Annotated in this window: 21 protein-coding genes and 1 tRNA gene; 21 read left to right on the top strand and 1 reads right to left on the bottom strand. The window is 64.6% G+C overall.

All coding sequences use genetic code 11. The features are described from left to right. Positions 1-6 precede the first annotated feature (6 nt). Together fdx and tsaD are read left to right on the top strand one after the other, a co-directional pair. Positions 7-345: an ISC system 2Fe-2S type ferredoxin gene (gene fdx / locus ACXJKM_RS17790; RefSeq protein WP_056196904.1), complete on the top strand. Its 339-nt coding sequence runs from the start codon at positions 7-9 to the stop codon at positions 343-345. After that, complete coding sequence (gene tsaD / locus ACXJKM_RS17785) at positions 342-1385, top strand: tRNA (adenosine(37)-N6)-threonylcarbamoyltransferase complex transferase subunit TsaD (RefSeq protein ID WP_457354092.1); 1044 nt, start codon at positions 342-344, stop codon at positions 1383-1385. Before fdx ends, tsaD begins: the two co-directional genes overlap by 4 nt. On the opposite strand, the gene ACXJKM_RS17780 is transcribed toward tsaD, so the two are convergent. Continuing rightward, on the bottom strand, positions 1382-1777 hold the full coding sequence (locus ACXJKM_RS17780; protein WP_056196906.1) for an Hsp20/alpha crystallin family protein: 396 nt from the start codon (positions 1775-1777) through the stop codon (positions 1382-1384). The two genes, tsaD and ACXJKM_RS17780, sit on opposite strands and share 4 nt — an antisense overlap. Positions 1778-2168: 391 nt before the next feature. Here ACXJKM_RS17780 and rpsO point away from each other — a divergent pair, with 391 nt between their 5' ends. The 19 genes from rpsO (at position 2169) to ACXJKM_RS17685 (ending at position 20660) form a co-directional block, all read left to right on the top strand. Continuing rightward, positions 2169-2435 (top strand): 30S ribosomal protein S15, encoded by a 267-nt coding sequence (gene rpsO, locus ACXJKM_RS17775; protein WP_057299620.1) that lies wholly within the window; start codon positions 2169-2171, stop codon positions 2433-2435. A gap of 206 nt (positions 2436-2641) precedes the next feature. Then, positions 2642-4792: a polyribonucleotide nucleotidyltransferase gene (gene pnp, locus ACXJKM_RS17770; RefSeq protein WP_457354090.1), complete on the top strand. Its 2151-nt coding sequence runs from the start codon at positions 2642-2644 to the stop codon at positions 4790-4792. 11 nt (positions 4793-4803) lie between these two features. After that, a complete protein-coding gene (locus ACXJKM_RS17765) occupies positions 4804-5805 on the top strand; it encodes an NAD(P)H-quinone oxidoreductase (protein WP_457354088.1) in 1002 nt (333 codons plus the stop codon). After that, on the top strand, positions 5802-6545 hold the full coding sequence (gene tpiA, locus ACXJKM_RS17760) for a triose-phosphate isomerase (protein WP_056196912.1): 744 nt from the start codon (positions 5802-5804) through the stop codon (positions 6543-6545). Before ACXJKM_RS17765 ends, tpiA begins: the two co-directional genes overlap by 4 nt. 215 nt (positions 6546-6760) lie before the next feature. Then, the gene (gene secG, locus ACXJKM_RS17755; protein WP_056196914.1) at positions 6761-7141 is read left to right on the top strand and encodes a preprotein translocase subunit SecG; all 381 of its coding nucleotides are present in this window, start codon (positions 6761-6763) and stop codon (positions 7139-7141) included. A 112-nt stretch (positions 7142-7253) separates the two neighbouring features. Beyond that, positions 7254-7338, top strand: a tRNA-Leu gene (locus ACXJKM_RS17750). 222 nt (positions 7339-7560) lie between these two features. Further along, positions 7561-7920, top strand: coding sequence for an NADH-quinone oxidoreductase subunit A (locus ACXJKM_RS17745; protein ID WP_056196915.1), 360 nt, complete (start codon positions 7561-7563; stop codon positions 7918-7920). Positions 7921-7950: 30 nt separating this feature from the next. Further along, the gene (locus ACXJKM_RS17740; protein WP_046113908.1) at positions 7951-8427 is read left to right on the top strand and encodes a NuoB/complex I 20 kDa subunit family protein; all 477 of its coding nucleotides are present in this window, start codon (positions 7951-7953) and stop codon (positions 8425-8427) included. A 19-nt stretch (positions 8428-8446) separates the two neighbouring features. Beyond that, positions 8447-9043 carry an NADH-quinone oxidoreductase subunit C gene (locus ACXJKM_RS17735; protein ID WP_056196918.1) on the top strand — a complete coding sequence of 199 codons (597 nt, stop codon included), beginning with the start codon at positions 8447-8449 and terminating at the stop codon, positions 9041-9043. A gap of 3 nt (positions 9044-9046) precedes the next feature. After that, the gene (locus ACXJKM_RS17730) at positions 9047-10300 is read left to right on the top strand and encodes an NADH-quinone oxidoreductase subunit D (RefSeq protein WP_056196920.1); all 1254 of its coding nucleotides are present in this window, start codon (positions 9047-9049) and stop codon (positions 10298-10300) included. Beyond that, entirely contained in the window at positions 10297-10797 is a 501-nt protein-coding gene (locus ACXJKM_RS17725) for an NADH-quinone oxidoreductase subunit NuoE family protein (protein ID WP_056196921.1), read from the top strand. The genes ACXJKM_RS17730 and ACXJKM_RS17725 overlap by 4 nt, the downstream gene beginning before the upstream one ends. Before the next feature lie 8 nt (positions 10798-10805). Further along, on the top strand, positions 10806-12146 hold the full coding sequence (nuoF, locus tag ACXJKM_RS17720) for an NADH-quinone oxidoreductase subunit NuoF (RefSeq protein ID WP_056196922.1): 1341 nt from the start codon (positions 10806-10808) through the stop codon (positions 12144-12146). A 20-nt stretch (positions 12147-12166) separates the two neighbouring features. Then, a complete protein-coding gene (nuoG, locus tag ACXJKM_RS17715) occupies positions 12167-14473 on the top strand; it encodes an NADH-quinone oxidoreductase subunit NuoG (protein ID WP_457354084.1) in 2307 nt (768 codons plus the stop codon). Between the two features lie 14 nt (positions 14474-14487). After that, a complete protein-coding gene (gene nuoH / locus ACXJKM_RS17710; protein ID WP_457354082.1) occupies positions 14488-15585 on the top strand; it encodes an NADH-quinone oxidoreductase subunit NuoH in 1098 nt (365 codons plus the stop codon). A gap of 10 nt (positions 15586-15595) precedes the next feature. Beyond that, the gene (nuoI, locus tag ACXJKM_RS17705; RefSeq protein WP_056196926.1) at positions 15596-16084 is read left to right on the top strand and encodes an NADH-quinone oxidoreductase subunit NuoI; all 489 of its coding nucleotides are present in this window, start codon (positions 15596-15598) and stop codon (positions 16082-16084) included. 53 nt (positions 16085-16137) lie between these two features. Continuing rightward, positions 16138-16782 (top strand): NADH-quinone oxidoreductase subunit J, encoded by a 645-nt coding sequence (locus ACXJKM_RS17700; protein ID WP_457354081.1) that lies wholly within the window; start codon positions 16138-16140, stop codon positions 16780-16782. Further along, a complete protein-coding gene (nuoK, locus tag ACXJKM_RS17695) occupies positions 16779-17108 on the top strand; it encodes an NADH-quinone oxidoreductase subunit NuoK (protein WP_056196929.1) in 330 nt (109 codons plus the stop codon). The genes ACXJKM_RS17700 and nuoK overlap by 4 nt, the downstream gene beginning before the upstream one ends. A gap of 7 nt (positions 17109-17115) precedes the next feature. After that, positions 17116-19161 (top strand): NADH-quinone oxidoreductase subunit L, encoded by a 2046-nt coding sequence (gene nuoL / locus ACXJKM_RS17690; RefSeq protein ID WP_457354079.1) that lies wholly within the window; start codon positions 17116-17118, stop codon positions 19159-19161. 20 nt (positions 19162-19181) lie between these two features. After that, positions 19182-20660 carry an NADH-quinone oxidoreductase subunit M gene (locus ACXJKM_RS17685; RefSeq protein ID WP_457354077.1) on the top strand — a complete coding sequence of 493 codons (1479 nt, stop codon included), beginning with the start codon at positions 19182-19184 and terminating at the stop codon, positions 20658-20660. The last annotated feature ends 4 nt before the right edge of the window (positions 20661-20664 follow it).

The raw sequence follows: 20664 nt of genomic DNA, 5'->3' as shown, positions 1-20664 counted from the left end.
ACTGACATGCCCGTCATCAAGATCCTTCCCCACGCCGAGTATTGCCCCGACGGCGCCAGCATCACCGCTACGCCCGGCACGTCGATCTGCGAAGCGCTGCTGGCCAACGACATCCACATCGAGCACGCCTGTGACCAGGTCTGCGCCTGCACGACCTGTCACGTGATCGTGCGTGAGGGCGGCCGTTCGCTGAGCGAGATGGAAGAAGACGAAGAGGACATGCTGGACCGCGCCTGGGGGCTGGAGCCCGACTCGCGCCTGTCCTGCCAGGCGCTGTTGCGCCAGCAGGACGTCACGGTTGAGATTCCCAAATACTCGATCAACCACGCCAAGGAAGGTAAGTGAATTCGGTTCAGCGCATCCTTGGGTTCGAGTCGTCCTGCGACGAGACCGGGGTTGCGCTTGTCGAGATCGATGGCAATGCGCCGCCGCGGCTGGTGGCGCAGGCGCTGCACAGCCAGATCACGATGCACCAGGCCTACGGCGGCGTCGTGCCCGAGTTGGCCTCGCGAGATCATGTGCGCCGCGTGCTGCCGCTGACGCGCGAGGTTCTGTCCCAGGCCGGCTTGGCGCTGCAGGACGTCGATCTGATCGCCTACACGCAGGGCCCCGGCCTCGCGGGGGCGTTGCTGGTGGGCGCCGGCGTGGCGGTGTCGCTGGCCGCTGCGCTCGATGTGCCGGCGCTGCCCATCCATCACCTGGAAGGGCATCTGCTGTCGCCCTTCCTGTCGACAGACCCGCCGGAGTTTCCCTTTGTCGCGCTGCTGGTCAGCGGCGGCCACACGCAACTGATGCGCGTGGACGGCGTGGGCAGCTACGAGATCCTCGGCGAGACCATCGACGACGCGGCCGGCGAGGCCTTCGACAAGAGTGCCAAGCTGCTCGGCCTGCCTTACCCCGGCGGCCCGCATCTGGCACGCATGGCCGAATTCGGTAACCCGGAGGCTTTCGCGCTACCGCGTCCGCTGCTGCACAGCGGCAAGCCGGATTTCAGCTTTGCCGGCCTGAAGACGGCGGTGTTGACGCAAGTCAAGAAGATTGGCGATTCGCCATGTGACCAGACACGCGCCGACTTGGCCGCCTCCACACAGGCGGCCATCGTCGAGGTGCTGGTGAAGAAGTCGCTGCTGGCCTTGAAGATGACCGGGCTCAAGCGCCTCGTCGTCGCCGGTGGTGTTGGCGCCAACGCCAAGCTGCGCGAGCAATTGAACGCCGCTTGCGCCAAACGAGGCGTGCGCGTGCACTACCCCGAGTTGTCTCTGTGCACCGACAACGGCGCCATGATCGCGATGGCCGCCGCGCTGCGGGTGCAGCGCGGCATGGCCAATCCCAGCCACGATGGCGGCTTTGCAGTCCGCCCGCGCTGGGACCTGACTGCGGCTTAGTTGACCGTCAGCTGGCCGCCGTTTTCGGCAACGCGCTTGACCAGATTTAGCGTCAGCACGCCGTTCTCGAAGCGGGCTTCGGATTGGCCCTGGTCGATCTCGGCCGGCAGCGAGAAGCTGCGGGCATAGCTGGCGGCGCGGCGCTCGCGGTACAGCACGCGGGAACCGTCAGTCGGCGCAGCCGCTTCTTCGGTGGCGGTCTCGATGTTGACGCGGCGGCCTTCGATGCGGACCTTGACGGCATCCTTGGCCACGCCAGGCATGTCGACCGTCACGCGGTAGGCCTTGTCGTCCTCGCTGACGTCGAGGGCCGGGGTGCGAGTGGCATTGGCCTCCGCATCAAACTGGCGCAGGACGCGGGCGACATGGCGGGGGTGGGTCAGATAGAACATGGTGAAACTCCGTGGCGGTTTGACGCTGCTTCGAAGGGTCGGGAGCAGCACCCGATGACCCAGAGATGTGGCGGTGTGAGAGCGCTTCAAGAGCCTTTCATGCGCTGACGAATAGAAGTCACGCATTTGCAGGGCAGGGCGGTTTTGGCTCTTGAAACCAGCATCCACGTCCACATGTCCGCTCGCTTGGCCTGCCGCGGTTTGGGGCTCCCACCGCTTTCGGCTAGAATCCGCAGGTTTTGCGCGTCCAACGTCCTTGTTGGGCTGCAGAACACCAGCACGGCTCGGGGCGGTTTCCCCCTTGTCCGCAAGTCAACCCCGGAAACCGTCTGCGGCAGCGCCAGTAGTTGCGTCTCGCCCGGCCGGACTTCCGAAACCTTTTGGAAAACAAATGTCCATCGCCGAAAAGAAGGCCGAGATCGTCAAGGCCAACGCACGCAGCGCCAATGACACCGGCTCGCCGGAAGTCCAGGTCGCCCTGCTGACCGCCCGCATCAACGACCTGACGCCCCATTTCAAGACCCACGCCAAGGACCACCACGGTCGCCGCGGTCTGCTGAAGATGGTCAACACCCGCAAGAGCCTGCTGGCCTACCTTAAGCGCGTTGATTCCAGCCGTTATGTCGCGCTGATCGCCAAGCTGGGCCTGCGCAAGTAATTCGCCCCATCCGACATGGAGCCTGTCTGGTCCTCAAGCCCAGTACAGGCTCTTTGTCCATCTATCTACCGGAACCGAGCTGACGTGGTGTCGGATCATTCCAAGACGGTTTTTTCGAGCCGCCCTGGAATGGCATCTGGACCAAACCCAGTCTCGTTCCCGGTTCCCCCGGGTGCCCCCGCACCCACCACAACCAGGAGATGAGCATGTCCATTTTCAACAAGGTCACGAAGTCCTTCCAATGGGGCCGCCACAACGTCGTGCTGGAAACGGGTGAAGTCGCCCGCCAGTCCACCGGCGCCGTCCTTGTCAACATCGAAGGCACCGTCGTGCTGGCCACCGTGGTCGCCAAGACCGAAGCCAAGGCCGGCCAGGACTTCTTCCCACTGACCGTCGACTACCTCGAGAAAACCTATGCCGCCGGCAAGATCCCCGGCAGCTTCTTCAAGCGCGAGGGCCGCCCCTCCGAGCACGAGACGCTGACCAGTCGCCTGATCGACCGCCCGATCCGCCCGCTGTTCCCGGAAGGCTTCTTCAATGAAGTCCAGGTCGTCATCCACGTGGTGAGCCTGAACCCCGAAGTCCAGGCCGACATCGCCGCGCTGATCGGCACGTCCGCTGCGCTGGCCATCTCCGGCATCCCCTTCAATGGCCCGATCGGTGCCGCCCGCGTGGGCTACGTCAACGGCGAATACGTGCTGAACCCCAGCAAGTCCGAACTGGCCAACAGCCAGATGGACCTGGTCGTCGCCGGCACGCAAGCCGCCGTGCTGATGGTCGAGTCTGAAGCCTCGGGCCTGTCTGAAGAAATCATGCTCGGCGCCGTGGTCTACGGCCACGAGCAAGGCAATGTCGCCATCGCCGCCATCAATGACATGGTGCGTGACGCCGGCAAGCCGACCTGGACCTGGACTGCCCCCGCCAAGGACGAGGCCTTCATTGCCAAGGTCAACGGCCTGGCCGAAGGCTCCCTGCGCGAGGCCTACCAGATCCGCTCCAAGCAAGCCCGCACGCAAGCCTGCCGCAGCGTGACGTCCAGCGTCTTCGCCGCGCTGAAGGACGAAGGCGTCGCTTTCGACAAGGTCGAGGTCGAAGGTCTGCTGTTCGAGATCGAAGCCCGCATCGTGCGCAGCCAGATCCTGGCCGGCGAGCCGCGCATCGACGGTCGCGACACCCGCACCGTGCGTCCCATCGAAATCCGCAACGGCATCCTGCCGCGCACCCACGGCTCGGCGCTGTTCACGCGCGGCGAGACGCAGGCCCTGGTCATCGCGACCCTGGGCACGGACCGTGACGCCCAGCGCATCGACGCGCTGGACGGCGAGTTCGAAGACCGCTTCATGATGCACTACAACATGCCCCCCTTCGCCACCGGCGAGACGGGTCGTGTGGGTTCGCCGAAGCGCCGCGAAATCGGCCACGGCCGTCTGGCCAAGCGCGCGCTGATCGCCGCACTGCCGAGCAAGGAAGACTTCCCCTACTCGCTGCGCGTCGTCTCGGAAATCACCGAGTCCAACGGCTCCTCGTCGATGGCTTCCGTCTGCGGCGGCTGCCTTGCACTGATGGACGCCGGCGTGCCGATGAAGGCCCACGTGGCTGGCATCGCCATGGGCCTGATCAAGGACGCCAACCGGTTCGCCGTGCTGACCGACATCCTGGGTGATGAAGATCACCTSGGCGACATGGACTTCAAGGTGGCCGGCACGACGACCGGCATCACCGCCCTGCAGATGGACATCAAGATCCAGGGCATCACCAAGGAAATCATGCAGGTCGCCCTGGCGCAAGCCAAGGAAGCCCGCCTGCACATCCTGGGCAAGATGGTCGAGGCCATGGGCACGGCCAACACCGAGGTGTCGCAATTCGCGCCCCGCCTGTACACGATGAAGATCAACCCGGAGAAGATCCGTGACGTCATCGGCAAGGGCGGCTCCACGATCCGCGCGCTGACCGAAGAGACCGGCACGACCATCGACATCGGCGAAGACGGCACCATCACGATCGCTTCCACGGACGCCGACAAGGCTGAACTGGCCAAGAAGCGCATCCAGGAAATCACGGCGGAAGTCGAAGTCGGCAAGGTCTACGAAGGCCCGATCACCAAGATCCTGGACTTCGGTGCTCTCGTGAACCTGCTGCCTGGCAAGGACGGCCTGCTGCACATCAGCCAGATCGCCCACCAGCGCGTCGAGAAGGTCACCGACTTCCTGAGCGAAGGCCAGATCGTCAAGGTCAAGGTCCTGGAGACGGACGAGAAGGGCCGCATCAAGCTGTCGATGAAGGCACTGCTGGACCGTCCCGAGCGTGAAGCTGCTCCGATGCCGGCCGCTGACCACACGCCGCCCGCCGCAGAATAATTGCGAGAGCGATGAAAGCCATCGCGATCACCCGCCCCGGCGGGCCCGAGGTGCTGGAGCTGGCCGAACGGCCGGATCCAGTCGCGGGCTCGGGCGAGTGCCTGATCCGCGTCGCAGCTTCGGGCATCAACCGCCCGGATGTGCTGCAACGCAAGGGCGCCTACCCGCCGCCGCCGGGTGCGAGCGATCTGCCGGGGTTGGAAGTTGCGGGCGAGATCGTCGCTGGTGACTCCGAGGCTCTGGCGGCGCATGGCTTCAAGTTGGGCGACAAGGTCTGCGCGCTGGTCAATGGCGGCGGCTATGCCGAGCTGTGCACGGCGCCGATCGGGCAATGCCTGCCGGTGCCCAAGGGTTGGACGCTGGCTCAGGCCGCGACGCTGCCCGAGACCTGCTTTACCGTCTGGGCCAATGTGTTCGACCGCGCTGCATTGCAGCCGGGCGAGACGCTGTTGATCCACGGCGGCAGCAGCGGCATCGGCGTGACCGCCATCCAGATCGCCAAGGCGCTGGGTGCCCGGGTGCTGGTGACGGTCGGCAGCGCCGAGAAGGCCGAGGCTTGCAAGGCGCTGGGTGCTGACGTCGTGATCAACTACCGCGAGCAGGATTTCGTCGTTGAAGCCAAGGCCGCCACCGGTGGCCGCGGTGTCGACGTGATCCTGGACATGGTGGCCGGCGACTACATCGGCCGTGGCGTTCAGGCGCTGGCCGAGGATGGTCGCCTGGCGTTGATCGCTGTGCAGGGCGGCGTGAAGTCGGAGATCGATGCCGGCCTCGTGCTGCGCAAGCGCTTGACGATCACCGGTTCGACACTGCGCCCGCGCTCGGCAGCGTTCAAGGCGGGCCTTGCGCGATCACTGCGCGACAAGGTCTGGCCGCTGATCGAGGCCGGTCGCATCAAGCCCGTCATTGACCGCGAGTTGCCCGCGGCCCAGGCGGCCGAGGCGCACACGCGCATGGAATCCAACCAGCACATCGGCAAGATCGTGCTGACCTGGTCAAGGAGTGAGCCGTGAGAAGAAAACTCGTCGTTGGCAATTGGAAGATGCACGGCAGCCGCGCTGCCAACGCCCAACTGCTGGCCGGCCTCAAGGAGGCAGGCCCCTGGAACGCTGACGTCGCCGTCTGCGTGCCCACCCTCTATATCGCCGAGACGGCGCTCGCGTTGACCGGCACGGCCATCACCTACGGCGCGCAGGACTGCTCCTCGCACGAGCAGGGCGCCTACACCGGTGAGGTCTCGTCGGCCATGCTGGCGGACGTCGGCTGCCGCTACGCCATCGTCGGCCATTCGGAGCGCCGCGCTTATCACGCGGAAAGCGACCAACTGGTCGCCGACAAGGCCAAGGCCGCGCTGGCCCATGGCGTGACACCCATCGTCTGCGTCGGCGAAACGCGTGCTGAGCGCGAAGCCGGCCAGACCGAAGCCGTCGTCAAGCGGCAACTCGCCGCCGTCATCCACACGCTGGGCCATTGCTGCGGCGAAATGGTCGTTGCCTATGAGCCCGTCTGGGCCATCGGCACCGGCCTGACCGCCTCGCCCGCCGAGGCGCAAGCCGTGCATGCGGTGCTGCGCGCGCAGTTGCACGCCGCGACGGACAAGTCCGGTGTCATGCGCATCCTTTACGGCGGCAGCGTCAAGGCTGACAACGCGGCCGAGTTGTTCTCGCAGCCCGATATCGACGGCGGCCTGATTGGCGGCGCGTCGTTGAAGGTGGCGGATTTCGCCGCCATCTGCCTGGCGGCGACGCACTGAAATGAAGCTGCCCCTCGCCCAGTCTTGCGGCGCTGAACGCGCGCCAACCTGGTCGGTCCCCCGCGGGGACGAGGCCGCCTGCGGCATTGAGCCGCAAGCGGCCTCAGGCGGGCCGGCTCGGGAGCGRCCCAGCGCTCGGCCCGGAAATAGGTGAAGTATCCCGGCGCCTGTCGCATGGAGCGGCGGCGTCATCAAGTTTTGATGGAGTGTTTGGAATGCAGTTCTTTGCGAATCTGGTGTTGATCGTTCAGTTGCTCTCGGCCCTGGTGATCATCGGTCTGGTGCTTGTGCAGCACGGCAAGGGCGCCGACATGGGCGCGTCCTTCGGCAGCGGTGCCTCGGGCAGCCTGTTCGGTGCCACCGGCAGTGCCAACTTCCTGTCGCGCAGCACGGCCGTCGCCGCCACGCTGTTCTTTGGTTGCACGCTGGGCCTGGCCTTCCTGTCCAACGGCCGCACAGCCGCACCGACTGCCGACAGCGTGCTGGACCGCGCCGCCGTCATCGCCCCCGCCGCGTCGGGCGCTGCCGCCATCCCTGGTGCCGTCGTTGCGCCTGCTGCAACGGCCTCGGCTGCTGCGTCTGCCGCAACCAACTGAAGTCCGACTAAAAACCTCGCTTCCTCACCGGGAGACCCCTAATTCCCGGTATAGAATTCGAGGCTGTCTGGCACGCAAACCCTCACTAGCTGCCAGGCATGTTTGAGTACCTGCCGTCGTGGTGAAATTGGTAGACACGCTATCTTGAGGGGGTAGTGGCGAAAGCTGTGCGAGTTCGAGTCTCGCCGACGGCACCAGAACATCGGCTAGGATTCCCGCGGCACTGATGCGGGAGTCAGCCATAGCGGCCTGTCGCCAAAGTCGCTCAGCCTCAGGCTGGGTTGATTGAGGCTAGGTTCAAGGCGGGCGCGATCCGCGAGCGAGACTTTGGTTTTGCTGGTGACGCGCCCGTTTGCTTTTGTGGCTCGCGTATGCGGGCCACGTTGACGAAGACGTTTAGTCGACCCGAGAAAGCCCAGATGAATCTCGATCAATACCTGCCCGTCATCCTCTTCATTTTGGTCGGCGCAGTGGTCGGGATTGCACCCCAGGTGCTCGGCGCGCTGCTCGGCCCCAATCGGCCCGACGCGGCCAAGAACTCCCCCTACGAATGCGGCTTTGAGGCCTTTGAAGACGCGCGCATGAAATTCGATGTGCGCTACTACCTCGTCGCCATTCTGTTCATTCTTTTCGACCTSGAAATYGCSTTCCTGTTYCCTTGGGCCGTGGCGCTCAAGGARATCGGTGCGACGGGCTTCTGGGCCATGATGATCTTCCTCGGCATTCTGGTCGTCGGCTTCGCCTACGAATGGAAAAAAGGCGCCCTCGATTGGGAATAAACGTCCGCCGACACAAGCTGGGAATTCCAAATGGGTATTGAAGGCGTCCTGAAAGAGGGCTTTGTCACCACCTCGGTCGACAAGCTCATCAACTGGTCCAAGACCGGCTCACTCTGGCCGATGACGTTCGGTTTGGCCTGCTGTGCCGTCGAGATGATGCACGCGGGTGCCGCGCGCTACGACATCGACCGCTTCGGCATGCTGTTTCGCCCGAGCCCGCGCCAGTCCGACCTGATGATCGTGGCCGGCACGCTGTGCAACAAGATGGCGCCGGCCCTGCGCAAGGTCTACGACCAGATGGCAGAGCCGCGCTGGGTGCTCTCGATGGGCTCYTGCGCCAATGGCGGCGGCTAYTACCACTACAGYTAYTCCGTSGTGCGCGGCTGCGACCGCATCGTGCCGGTGGACGTCTACGTGCCCGGCTGCCCGCCGACGGCCGAGGCGCTGCTCTACGGCATCCTGCAACTGCAGGCCAAGATCCGCCGCGAAAACACCATCGCCCGATGACAGCCGCTGAGCACACGGTATGAGCCTGAATCTCGAAACCCTGGCCCAGCAAGTTGGCGCCGTCCTCGGTGAGCGCGTCGTTGCGCTGAAGAACGCCCTGGGCGAACTGACGCTGACCGTGCGCGCGGCCGACTACCTCGAGGTCGCGACGACGCTGCGTGACCACCCCGAGCTGAAGTTTGAGCAGTTGATCGACCTCTGCGGCGTCGACTACAGCAGCTTCGGCGATGGTGCCTACGAAGGCGCCCGCTACGCCGCAGTCAGCCACCTGCTGTCGATCAGCAAGAACTGGCGCCTGCGCCTGAAGGTCTTCGCCACCGACGACGACTTCCCCTGCGTGGCCTCGGTCACCGGCGTGTGGAGCTCGGCCAACTGGTTTGAGCGCGAAGCCTTCGACATGTACGGCGTCATCTTCGACGGCCACGACGATCTGCGCCGCATCCTGACGGACTACGGCTTCATCGGCCACCCGATGCGCAAGGACTTCCCGGTGTCGGGTCATGTCGAGATGCGCTACGACGCCGAGCAGAAGCGAGTCATCTACCAGCCGGTGACCATCGAGCCGCGTGAGATCACGCCTCGGATCATTCGCGAAGACAAGTACGGCGGGCTCTGAACCATGGCCGAAATCAAGAACTACACCCTCAACTTCGGTCCGCAGCATCCGGCCGCCCACGGCGTGCTGCGTCTGGTGCTGGAGCTGGACGGCGAAGTCATCCAGCGTGCCGACCCCCACATCGGCCTGCTGCACCGCGCGACCGAGAAACTTGCCGAGAGCAAGACCTACATCCAGTCGCTGCCCTATATGGACCGTCTCGACTATGTGTCGATGATGGCGAATGAGCAGGCCTACTGCCTGGCCATTGAAAAGATGATGGGCATCGAGGTGCCGATCCGCGCSCAATACATCCGCGTGATGTTCGCGGAGATCACGCGGCTGCTGAATCACCTGATGTGGCTGGGCGCGCACGGCCTGGACTGCGGTGCGATGAATGTGCTCATCTACTGCTTCCGCGAGCGAGAAGACCTGTTCGACATGTACGAGGCGGTCTCGGGTGCACGCATGCACGCGGCCTACTTTCGGCCGGGCGGCGTCTACCGCGACCTGCCGGACACGATGCCGAAGCACCAGGCCAGCAAGATCCGCAATGCCAAGGCCATCGACAGGCTCAACGAGAACCGCCAAGGCTCTCTGCTGGACTTCATCGATGACTTCACCGCGCGCTTCCCCAAGAACGTCGACGACTACGAAACGCTGCTGACCGACAACCGAATCTGGAAACAGCGTACGGTCGGCATCGGCGTCGTGTCGCCCGAGCGCGCGCTGAATCTGGGCTTCACCGGCCCCATGCTGCGCGGCTCCGGCATCGCCTGGGACTTGCGCAAGAAGCAGCCCTACGACGTCTACGACCGCCTGGACTTCGACATCCCCATCGGCACCAACGGCGACACCTACGACCGCTATGTCGTGCGCGTGGAAGAGATGCGCCAGTCCAACCGCATCATCCAGCAGTGCTCGGCCTGGCTGCGTGCCAACCCCGGCCCGGTGATCACCGACAACCACAAGGTGGCGCCGCCTTCGCGCGTGGACATGAAGTCCAACATGGAAGAGCTGATTCACCACTTCAAGCTCTTCACCGAGGGCTTCCACGTGCCCGAGGGCGAGGCCTATGCGGCCGTCGAGCACCCCAAGGGCGAGTTCGGCATCTACATGGTCAGCGACGGCGCCAACAAACCCTACCGCCTGAAGATCCGCCCGCCTGGTTTTGCCCACTTGGCAGCGCTGGACGAGATGGGACGCGGCCACATGATTGCCGACGCCGTCGCCATCATCGGCACCATGGACATCGTGTTCGGCGAGATTGATCGATGAGCTACCAACTCTCTGACGCCACCCGCGCGCGCTTCGACCGCGAGGTCGCCAAGTACCCCTACGAGCTGCGCCAGTCTGCCGTCATGGCCTGCCTGGCCATCGTGCAGCAGGAGGAGGGCTACGTGTCCCGCGCCGCGGAAGACGTGATCGCCGCCCACCTCGGCATGCCGACCATCGCGGTCTACGAGGTGACGACCTTCTACAACATGTTCAACCAGCGTCCGGCGGGCAAGTTCAAGCTGAACGTCTGCGCCAACCTGCCCTGCCAGCTGCGAGACGGCCAGAAGGCGCTGGACCACCTGTGCAGCAAGCTCGACATCGAGCAAGGCGGCACGACGGCCGACGGCCTGTTCACCGTGCAGAAGAGCGAGTGCCTGGGCGCCTGCGCCGACTCGCCGGTGATGCTGGTCAACGACCGCCAGATGTTGAGCTTCATGACGACCGAGCGCCTGGATGAGCTCGTCGACGTGCTGCGGTCTGAAGCAGCGAAGGCCTGAGGACGACGATGCTGGATCTCTCCAAATTCCAAGCCACCGGCACCGAGACCTGTTTCCACGGCCGCCACATCGCTCCGCAGATCTACGCGGACCTGGACGGCAAGAACTGGTCGATCAAGGACTATGAAGCCCGCGGCGGCTATGCGGCCCTGCGCAAGATCCTCGGCAAGGACGGTGGCGAAGGCCTGACAGCCGATCAAGTCATTGCCGAAGTGAAGACCTCGGCCCTGCGCGGCCGTGGCGGCGCAGGCTTCCCGACCGGCCTGAAGTGGAGCTTCATGCCCCGACAGTTCCCGGGCCAGAAATACCTCGTCTGCAATTCCGACGAAGGCGAGCCGGGCACCTGCAAGGACCGCGACCTGCTGATGTTCAACCCGCATCAGGTCATCGAGGGCATGGCCATCGCCGCCTACGCGATGGGCATCAAGGTCGGCTACAACTACATCCACGGCGAGATCTTCGAGGTCTACGAGCGCTTCGAAGCGGCCCTGGAAGAAGCCCGCGCCGCTGGTTACCTCGGCGACAAGATCATGGGCTCGGACTACAGCTTCCAGCTGCACGGCCACCATGGCTTCGGCGCCTATATCTGCGGCGAAGAGACAGCGCTGCTGGAATCGCTGGAAGGCAAGAAGGGCCAGCCGCGCTTCAAGCCGCCGTTCCCGGCCAGCTTCGGCCTGTACGGCAAGCCCACCACCATCAACAACACCGAGACCTTCGCGGCGGTGCCCTGGATCATCCGCAACGGCGGCCAGGCCTACCTGGAGATCGGCAAGCCCAACAACGGCGGCACCAAGCTGTTCTCGGTGTCGGGTGACGTCGAGAAGCCCGGCAACTTCGAGGTGCCGCTGGGCACGTCCTTCGAGAAGCTGCTCGAGCTCGCCGGTGGCGTGCGCAAAGGCCGCAAGCTCAAGGCCGTCATTCCCGGCGGCTCGTCCGCGCCGGTGCTGCCGGCCGACGTGATGATGCAGTGCACGATGGACTATGACTCCATCGCCAAGGCCGGCTCCATGCTGGGTTCGGGCGCCGTCATCGTCCTCGACGACTCGCGCTGCATGGTGCAGAGCCTGCTGCGCCTGTCCTACTTCTACGCCCACGAGTCCTGCGGCCAGTGCACGCCCTGCCGCGAAGGCACCGGCTGGATGCACCGCGTGCTGGAGCGCATCTACCACGGCGAGGGCAGGGCAGAGGACATCGACCTGCTGAACTCGGTGGCCGACAACATCCAGGGCCGCACGATCTGCGCGCTGGGCGACGCTGCCGCGATGCCTGTGCGCGCCATGATCAAGCACTTCAAGCACGAGTTCGTGCACCTGATTGAACACAAGAAGCCCCTGGTGGCTCCGACCTGAGCGCCTAGAGAAACACCACCATGGTTGAAATCGAACTCGACGGTCAGAAGGTCTCGGTCCTGGAAGGCAGCATGGTCATGCATGCCGCCGAGAAGGCCGGCACCTACATCCCGCACTTCTGCTATCACAAGAAGCTCAGCATCGCGGCCAACTGCCGCATGTGCCTGGTGGACGTGGAGAAGGCGCCCAAGCCCATGCCGGCCTGCGCGACGCCCGTCACGCAGGGCATGATCGTTCGCACCAAGAGCGACAAGGCGATCAAGGCCCAGCAGGGCGTCATGGAATTCCTGCTGATCAACCATCCGCTGGATTGCCCCATCTGCGACCAGGGCGGCGAGTGCCAGCTGCAGGATCTGGCCGTCGGCTACGGTGCTGGCAAGAGCCGCTACACCGAAGAGAAGCGCGTCGTCTTCCACAAGAACGTCGGCCCGCTGATCTCGATGGAAGAGATGAGCCGCTGCATCCACTGCACCCGCTGCGTGCGCTTCGGCCAGGAGATCGCCGGCCAGATGGAGCTGGGCATGGCCCACCGCGGCGAGCACAGCGAGATCCAGACCTTCGTCGGCCGCACGGTGGACTCCGAGCTGTCGGGCAACATGATCGACATCTGCCCGGTCGGTGCGCTCACGAGCAAGCCGTTCCGCTACAGCGCCCGCACCTGGGAACTGTCGCGCCGCAAGAGCGTCAGCCCACACGATTCGACCGGTGCCAACCTGATCGTCCAGGTCAAGAACCACCAGGTCCTGCGCGTCGTTCCGCTGGAGAATGAAGACGTCAACGAATGCTGGATCGCCGACCGCGACCGCTTCAGCTATGAAGCGCTGAACAGTGACCAGCGCCTGACGGCGCCCATGATCAAGCAGGGCGGTGCCTGGAAGCAGGTCGACTGGACCACGGCGCTGGAATACATCGCCAACGGCCTCAAGACCATCAAGGCCGACCATGGCGCGGCCGCCATCGGCGCGTTGGGCTCGGCCCACAGCACGGTGGAAGAGCTACACCTGCTCGCACAGCTTGTGCGCGGCCTGGGCAGCGACAACATCGACCACCGCCTGCGCCACAGCGACTTCGGCAATGTCGCGTCAGCCGGCCAGGCGCACTGGCTGGGCACCAGCATCGCCAGCCTGTCCGAGCTCGACCGCGCCCTCGTCGTCGGCTCCAACCTGCGCAAGGACCATCCGCTGTTCGCCGCCCGCCTGCGCCACGCCGCGCGCCGTGGTGCCGCTGTGCATCGCGTCGGCCTGAGCAGCGATGACTGGCTGATGCCGCTCGCCGGCTCGACCTCCGTTGCGCCCTCGGGCTGGGTGCAAGCCCTGGCCGATGTGGCTGCCGCCATTGGTGCTGGTGCACCACTCGCCGGCACCGCCACCGACGAAGCCAAGGCCATCGCCGCCAGCCTTCAGTCCGGTAAAGCCAAGGCCATCCTGCTGGGCAACGCCGCCGCCGAACACCCGCAAGCCGCCAGCCTGCTGGCGCTGGCGCAGTGGATTGGCCAGCAGACCGGCGCGACCGTCGGCTATCTGACCGCAGCTGCCAACACCGTCGGCGCTCAGCTGGTGAAGGCGCAGCCGCAGATCGACGGCCTGAACGCCGGCCAGATGCTGAACGGCACGTCGCTGAAGGCGGCGCTGCTGCTGAACACCGACCCGGTGCTGGACTCCGCCAATGCCGCCGCTGCCGCCAAGGCGCTGGATGCGGCCGAGATGGTCGTCGTGCTGAGCCCGTTCAAGAGCGGTCTGGAATACGCCGACGTGCTGCTGCCCGTCGCCCCGTTCACCGAGACCTCCGGCAGCTTCGTCAACGCCGAGGGCCGCCTGCAGAGCTTCGTCGGCGTCGTGCGCCCGCTGGCCGAGACCCGTCCGGCCTGGAAGGTGCTGCGCGTGCTGGGCAATCTGCTAGGCCTGCCTGGCTTCGACCAGGACAGCTCCGAGCAGGTGCGCGAGCAGGCCCTGGGTGGCGACATCGCCGCCCGCCTGTCCAACGCCACCTCGGCTGCCCCGCAAGCCGCGGCCAAGGCTGAGGGCGTCGAACGCTTCGGCAACCTGCCCATCTACGCCACCGACGTGCTGGTGCGCAACTCCACGTCGCTGCAGCTGACCACCGATGGCCGCGAAGCCGCCACGGTCGGCCTGCCCAGCAGCCTGTGGCAGCAACTCGGCTTGGTAGAAGGCGACCAGGTTCGCGTCGTGCAGGACGGCGGCGCCGCCCAGTTGCCCGCCCGCCTTGAAGCCGGCCTGCCACAAGGCGTGGCCCGCGTGCCCGCTGGCCTGGCACAAACCGCCGCGTTGGGTGCTGCCTTCGGCACGCTCAACATCAGCAAGGTCTGAGGGAGCTGACAAGAATGATCGACACCCTCTACCAGAACGGCGCCTCGCTGCTGGGGGCCTTGTGGCCCCTGGTGTGGAGCCTGATGAAGATCATCGCGGTCGTCGCGCCGTTGATGATCTGCGTCGCCTACCTGACGCTGTGGGAGCGCAAGGCCATCGGCTGGTCGCAGATCCGCCCGGGCCCGAACCGCGTCGGCCCCTACGGCCTGCTGACGCCCATCGCCGATGCGGTCAAGCTGATCTTCAAGGAGATCATCAAGCCCGCAGCCGCGAGCAAGGGCCTGTTCTTCCTCGGTCCCGTCATGACCATCATGCCGGCGCTGGCCGCCTGGGCCGTCGTGCCCTTCGGCCCGGATGCCGCCGCCGCCAACGTCAATGCCGGCCTGCTGTACCTGATGGCCATCACCTCGCTCGAGGTCTACGGCGTCATCATTGCCGGCTGGGCTTCCAACTCGAAGTACGCCTTCCTCGGCGCGCTGCGCGCCTCGGCCCAGATGGTCTCCTACGAGATCGCGATGGGCTTTGCGCTGGTCGTCGTGCTGATGGTGACCGGCAGCCTGAACATGACCGAGGTCGTGCAGGTGCAGGAACGCGGCTGGTTTGCATCCCACGGCGTGCCGCTGCTGTCGTGGAACTGGCTGCCGCTGTTCCCGATCTTCATCGTCTACTTCATCTCGGGCCTGGCCGAAACCAACCGCCATCCGTTCGACGTCGTCGAAGGCGAATCGGAAATCGTCGCCGGCCACATGATCGAGTACTCGGGCATGTCGTTCGCGATGTTCTTCCTGGCCGAGTACGCCAACATGATCCTGGTGTCGGCGCTGGCCGTCCTCATGTTCCTGGGCGGCTGGAGCGCACCGATCTCCTGGAGCCTGTTCGGCATGGAGACGCCGTCCTTCATCCAGCACACGATGGCGTTCTGGAATTGGGCCTGGCTGTTCGGCAAGACCTTCTTCGTCGTCACSAYGTTCCTGTGGGTGCGCGCCACSTTCCCGCGCTTYCGYTAYGACCAGATCATGCGTYTGGGYTGGAAGATCTTCATTCCCATCACGCTGATCTGGCTGGTCGTTGTCGGTGCCTGGATGCAGACACCGTTCAACATCTGGAAGTGAGGCGGCGCCCATGACTGCAATCACGAATTTCGCGAAGACCTTCTTCCTCTGGGAACTGCTCAAGGGGATGAAGCTCACCGGGAGGCATTTCCTCTCGCGCAACATCACCATCCAGTTCCCCGAAGAGAAGACGCCGCTGTCGCCGCGTTTTCGCGGCCTGCACGCGCTGCGCCGYTAYGARAACGGYGAAGAGCGYTGCATCGCCTGCAAGCTCTGCGAGGCTGTCTGCCCCGCGATGGCTATCACCATCGAGAGCGACGTGCGCGCCGACGGCAGCCGCCGCACGACGCGCTACGACATCGACCTGACCAAGTGCATCTTCTGCGGCTTCTGCGAGGAAAGCTGCCCGGTGGACTCCATCGTCGAGACCAGCATCTTCGAATACCACGGCGAAAAGCGCGGCGACCTGTACTTCACCAAGGACATGCTGCTGGCCGTCGGTGACAAGTACGAAGCCGAAATCGCGGCCCAAAAGGAGGCTGATGCCAAGTACCGCTGATCGCTGACCGGCCTTGCGGCCGCAGCGGTCCAGCTCAGCTGGCCTGGATACGTATGGACATCACGACCATCCTCTTCTACGTCTTCTCCGGCATCCTGCTGGTGAGTTCGTTCCGCGTCATCACGGCGCGCAGCACCGTGCATGCGGCGCTGTTCCTGATCCTGTCCTTCTTCACGGCGTCCTGCATCTGGATGCTGCTGAAGGCCGAGTTCCTGGCGATTGCGCTGGTGCTCGTCTACATCGGTGCCGTCATGGTGCTGTTCTTGTTCGTCGTCATGATGCTGGACCTGAACACCGACAGCCTGCGTGAGGGCTTCTGGAAGCATCTGCCGCTGGCGGCCGTTGTCGGCGCTCTGATCGCCTTCGAGATGGGCATCGTGCTGATGGGCGGCTTCCAACTGTCTGACGTGCCGGTGGCCACCGCCGAGCAGCTGAAGATGGGTAATACCAAGCTGCTCGGCATCGAGATCTACACCGCTTACCTGTACCCGCTGCAGATCGCTGCCGTGCTGCTGCTCGTGGCCATCGTTGCGGCTATCGCGCTGACGCTGCGCCGCCGCAAGGACTCGCGTGCCATGGACGCATCCGAACAGGTCAAGGTCACCAAGGCCCAGCGCCTGAAGATCGTCAAGATGGCGCCCACCGTCGCCACGCCGCYGGCCCCGCCCGCCGCACCCACCGAAGGAGGCCAGGCATGACCGCCATTACTGGACTGAGCGGCTTGACCTTGGGCCACTTCCTGACGCTGGGCGCGATGCTGTTCGCGCTGTCGGTGATCGGCATCTTCCTGAACCGCAAGAACCTGATCGTGCTGCTGATGGCCATCGAGCTGATGCTGCTGGCGGTCAACATGAACTTCGTCGCCTTCTCGCACTACCTGGGCGACATGGGCGGCCAGGTCTTCGTGTTCTTCATCCTGACCGTCGCGGCGGCCGAGTCGGCCATCGGCCTGGCCATCCTGGTCGTGCTGTTCCGCAACCGAGCCAGCATCAACGTCGAAGAACTCGACGCGCTGAAGGGTTGAGAAAAAGATGTCTGCACAACTCTCCCAGAACCTGCTGCTGACGGTGCCGCTGGCACCGCTCGCGGGCGCCATCGTCGCCGGCTTCTTCGGCAAGACGGTGGGCCGCCGCGGCTCGCACATGGTCACCATCCTCGGCGTGCTGATCGCCTTCATCCTGTCGGCGATGACGCTGTACAGCGTGGCCGTCGACGGCGCGCGCTTCAACGCCACCATCTACGAATGGATGAACCTCGGCGCGCTGAAGATGGAAGTCGGCTTCCTCATCGACGGCCTGACGGCCATGATGATGGTGGTCGTGACCTTCGTGTCGCTGATGGTGCACATCTACACCATCGGCTACATGGAAGAGGACGACGGCTACCASCGCTTCTTCTCCTACATCTCGCTGTTCACCTTCAGCATGCTGATGCTCGTCATGAGCAACAACATGCTGCAGCTGTTCTTCGGCTGGGAAGCGGTGGGCCTGGTGTCGTATCTGCTGATCGGCTTCTGGTACAAGAAACCAACGGCCATCTTCGCCAACATGAAGGCTTTCCTGGTGAACCGGGTCGGCGACTTCGGCTTCATCCTGGGCATCGGCCTGCTGGTGGCCTTCGGGGGTTCGCTGAACTACGCCGAGACCTTCGCCAAGTCAGAGATCCTGTCGCAGATGATCTTCCCCGGCACCGATTGGTCGCTGATGACGGTCACCTGCATCTGCCTSTTCATCGGYGCGATGGGCAAGWSSGCGCAGTTCCCGCTGCACGTSTGGCTGCCSGACTCGATGGAAGGCCCGACSCCSATCTCSGCGCTGATCCATGCCGCCACGATGGTGACGGCCGGCATCTTCATGGTGGCGCGCATGTCGCCGCTGTTCGAGCTGAGCGACACGGCGCTGAACTTCGTCATGGTGATCGGCGCGATCACGGCGCTGTTCATGGGGTTCCTCGGCATCATCCAGAACGACATCAAGCGCGTCGTSGCGTACTCGACGCTSWSCCAGCTSGGTTACATGACCGTCGCCCTCGGCGCCTCGGCCTACTCGGTGGCCGTCTTCCACCTGATGACGCATGCCTTCTTCAAGGCCYTGCTGTTCCTCGGTGCCGGCTCCGTCATCATCGGCATGCACCACGACCAGGACATCCGCAACATGGGCGGCCTGCGCAAGTACATGCCCATCACCTGGATCACGTCGCTGCTGGGTTCGCTCGCGCTGATCGGCACGCCGCTGTTCTCGGGCTTCTACTCCAAGGACTCGATCATTGAGGCCGTGCACGCCAGCCATCTGCCGGGTGCGCACTTCGCCTACTTCGCCGTCATCGTCGGCGTGTTCGTGACGGCCTTCTATTCGTTCCGGATGTACTTCCTCGTCTTCCATGGCAAGGAGAACTTCCACCACAAGCCCTTCCCGGGCGAGCATGATCATCACGACGATGACCATGGTGACCACGGCCACGCGCACGTGCCGCACGAGTCGCCCTGGGTCGTCACCGCACCGCTGGTGCTGCTGGCCATCCCCTCGGTCGTCATCGGCTTCATGACCATCCAGCCGATGCTGTTCGGCGACTTCTTCAAGGACGCCATCTTCGTCAACCTGCACGCCCACCCGGCGATGGAGGAACTGGCCGAGGAGTTCCATGGCGCCGCCGCAATGGCCCTGCACGGCTTGACCTCGCTGCCGTTCTGGCTCGCGCTGGCCGGTGTCGTGACGGCCTACGTGTTCTACATGGTCGCCCCGAGCATTCCGGCCACGCTGGCCAAGGTGCTGCGCCCGCTGATCATCGTCCTGGAGAACAAGTACTTCATGGACTGGATCAACGAGAACATCCTCGCCCGCGCCGCACGCCTCATCGGCATGGGCCTGTGGAAGGGTGGCGATGCCGGGCTGATCGACGGACTCATCATCAATGGCTCGGCGCGTGGCGTCGGTGGCATCGCGGGCCTGGTGCGCCGCCTGCAGAGCGGCTATCTGTACTGGTACGCCCTCGTCATGATCCTTGGCGTCACCGGCCTGATGACCTGGCAGCTCTGGCCCTATATCAAGCCCCAGTTCAGCGCCCTGTTCGGGTTCTGAGCGAGAGGCGGAGAACAAGAATGTTGCTGAGTCTTGCGATTTTTCTGCCCATCGTCTGCGGCGCCTTGCTGCTGGCGCTCGGGCGCGACGAGCAGGCGCACGCCGTGCGCTGGCTGGCCCTGGTCGCTGCCGTGGCGAGCTTCCTCGCCACCATCCCGCTGATCACCGGCTTTGACACATCGACGGCTGCCATGCAGTTCGTCGAGAACCAACCCTGGATCGACCGCTTCAACATCAGCTACCACCTGGGCGTGGACGGCATCTCGATGTGGTTCGTGCCGCTGACGGCCTTCATCACCATCATCGTGGTGATCTCGGCCTGGGAGGTCATCGAGACCCGCGTCAACCAGTACATGGGCGCCTTCCTGATCCTGTCGGGCCTGATGGTGGGCGTGTTCAGCGCGCTGGACGGCATGCTGTTCTACGTCTTCTTCGAGGCCACACTGATCCCGATGTACATCATCATCGGCGTCTGGGGCGGCCCGAACCGCGTCTATGCGGCTTTCAAGTTCTTCCTCTACACGCTGGCCGGCTCGCTGCTGATGCTGATCGCGCTGCTCTACCTGTACTCCCAGGTTCCCGGCGGCAGCTTCGACATCCWGACCTGGCACAAGTTGCCGCTGACCGGTGGCGCCCAGACCTGGCTGTTCTTCGCCTTCCTGGCCGCCTTCTCGGTCAAGGTGCCGATGTGGCCGGTGCACACCTGGCTGCCCGATGCCCACGTCGAGGCCCCCACCGGCGGCTCCGTCGTGCTGGCGGCCATCATGCTGAAGCTGGGTTGCTATGGCTTCCTGCGTTTCTCGCTGCCGATCGCGCCGGACGCCGCCCGCCACTGGTCCTGGCTGATCATTGCGCTGTCGCTGATCGCCGTCGTCTACATCGGCCTGGTGGCCCTGGTGCAGAAGGACATGAAGAAGCTGGTGGCCTACTCGTCCATCGCCCACATGGGCTTCGTGACGCTGGGCTTCTTCATCTTCAACGAACTGGGCGTCTCTGGCGGCCTGGTACAGATGATCTCGCACGGCTTCGTGTCGGGTGCGATGTTCCTGTGCATCGGCGTGCTCTACGACCGCGTGCACTCGCGTGAGATCGCTTCCTATGGTGGTGTCGTCAACACCATGCCCAAGTTCGCTGCCTTTGCCGTCTTCTTCGGCATGGCCAACTGCGGCCTGCCCGCCACGGCCGGCTTCGTCGGCGAGTGGATGGTCATCCTTGGCACCGTCAAGGCCAACTTCTGGCTGGGCGGCATCGCCGCGACGGCCCTGGTCTTTGGCGCGGCCTACACGCTGTGGATGATCAAGCGCGTCTACTTTGGCGATATTGCCAACGACGACGTGCGCACGCTGACCGACATCAATGCCCGCGAATTCCTCATGCTCGCTCTGCTGGCCGTGGCGACGCTGTACATGGGCCTCTATCCCAAGCCCTTCACCGACGTGATGCACAACTCGGTCACCGAGCTGCTCAGGCATGTCGCGCTCAGCAAGATCCCGGCCTGATTTC

The sequence above is a fragment of the Roseateles sp. P5_D6 genome (assembly GCF_054049415.1).
This window is presented reverse-complemented; position numbering and strand designations above follow the sequence as displayed.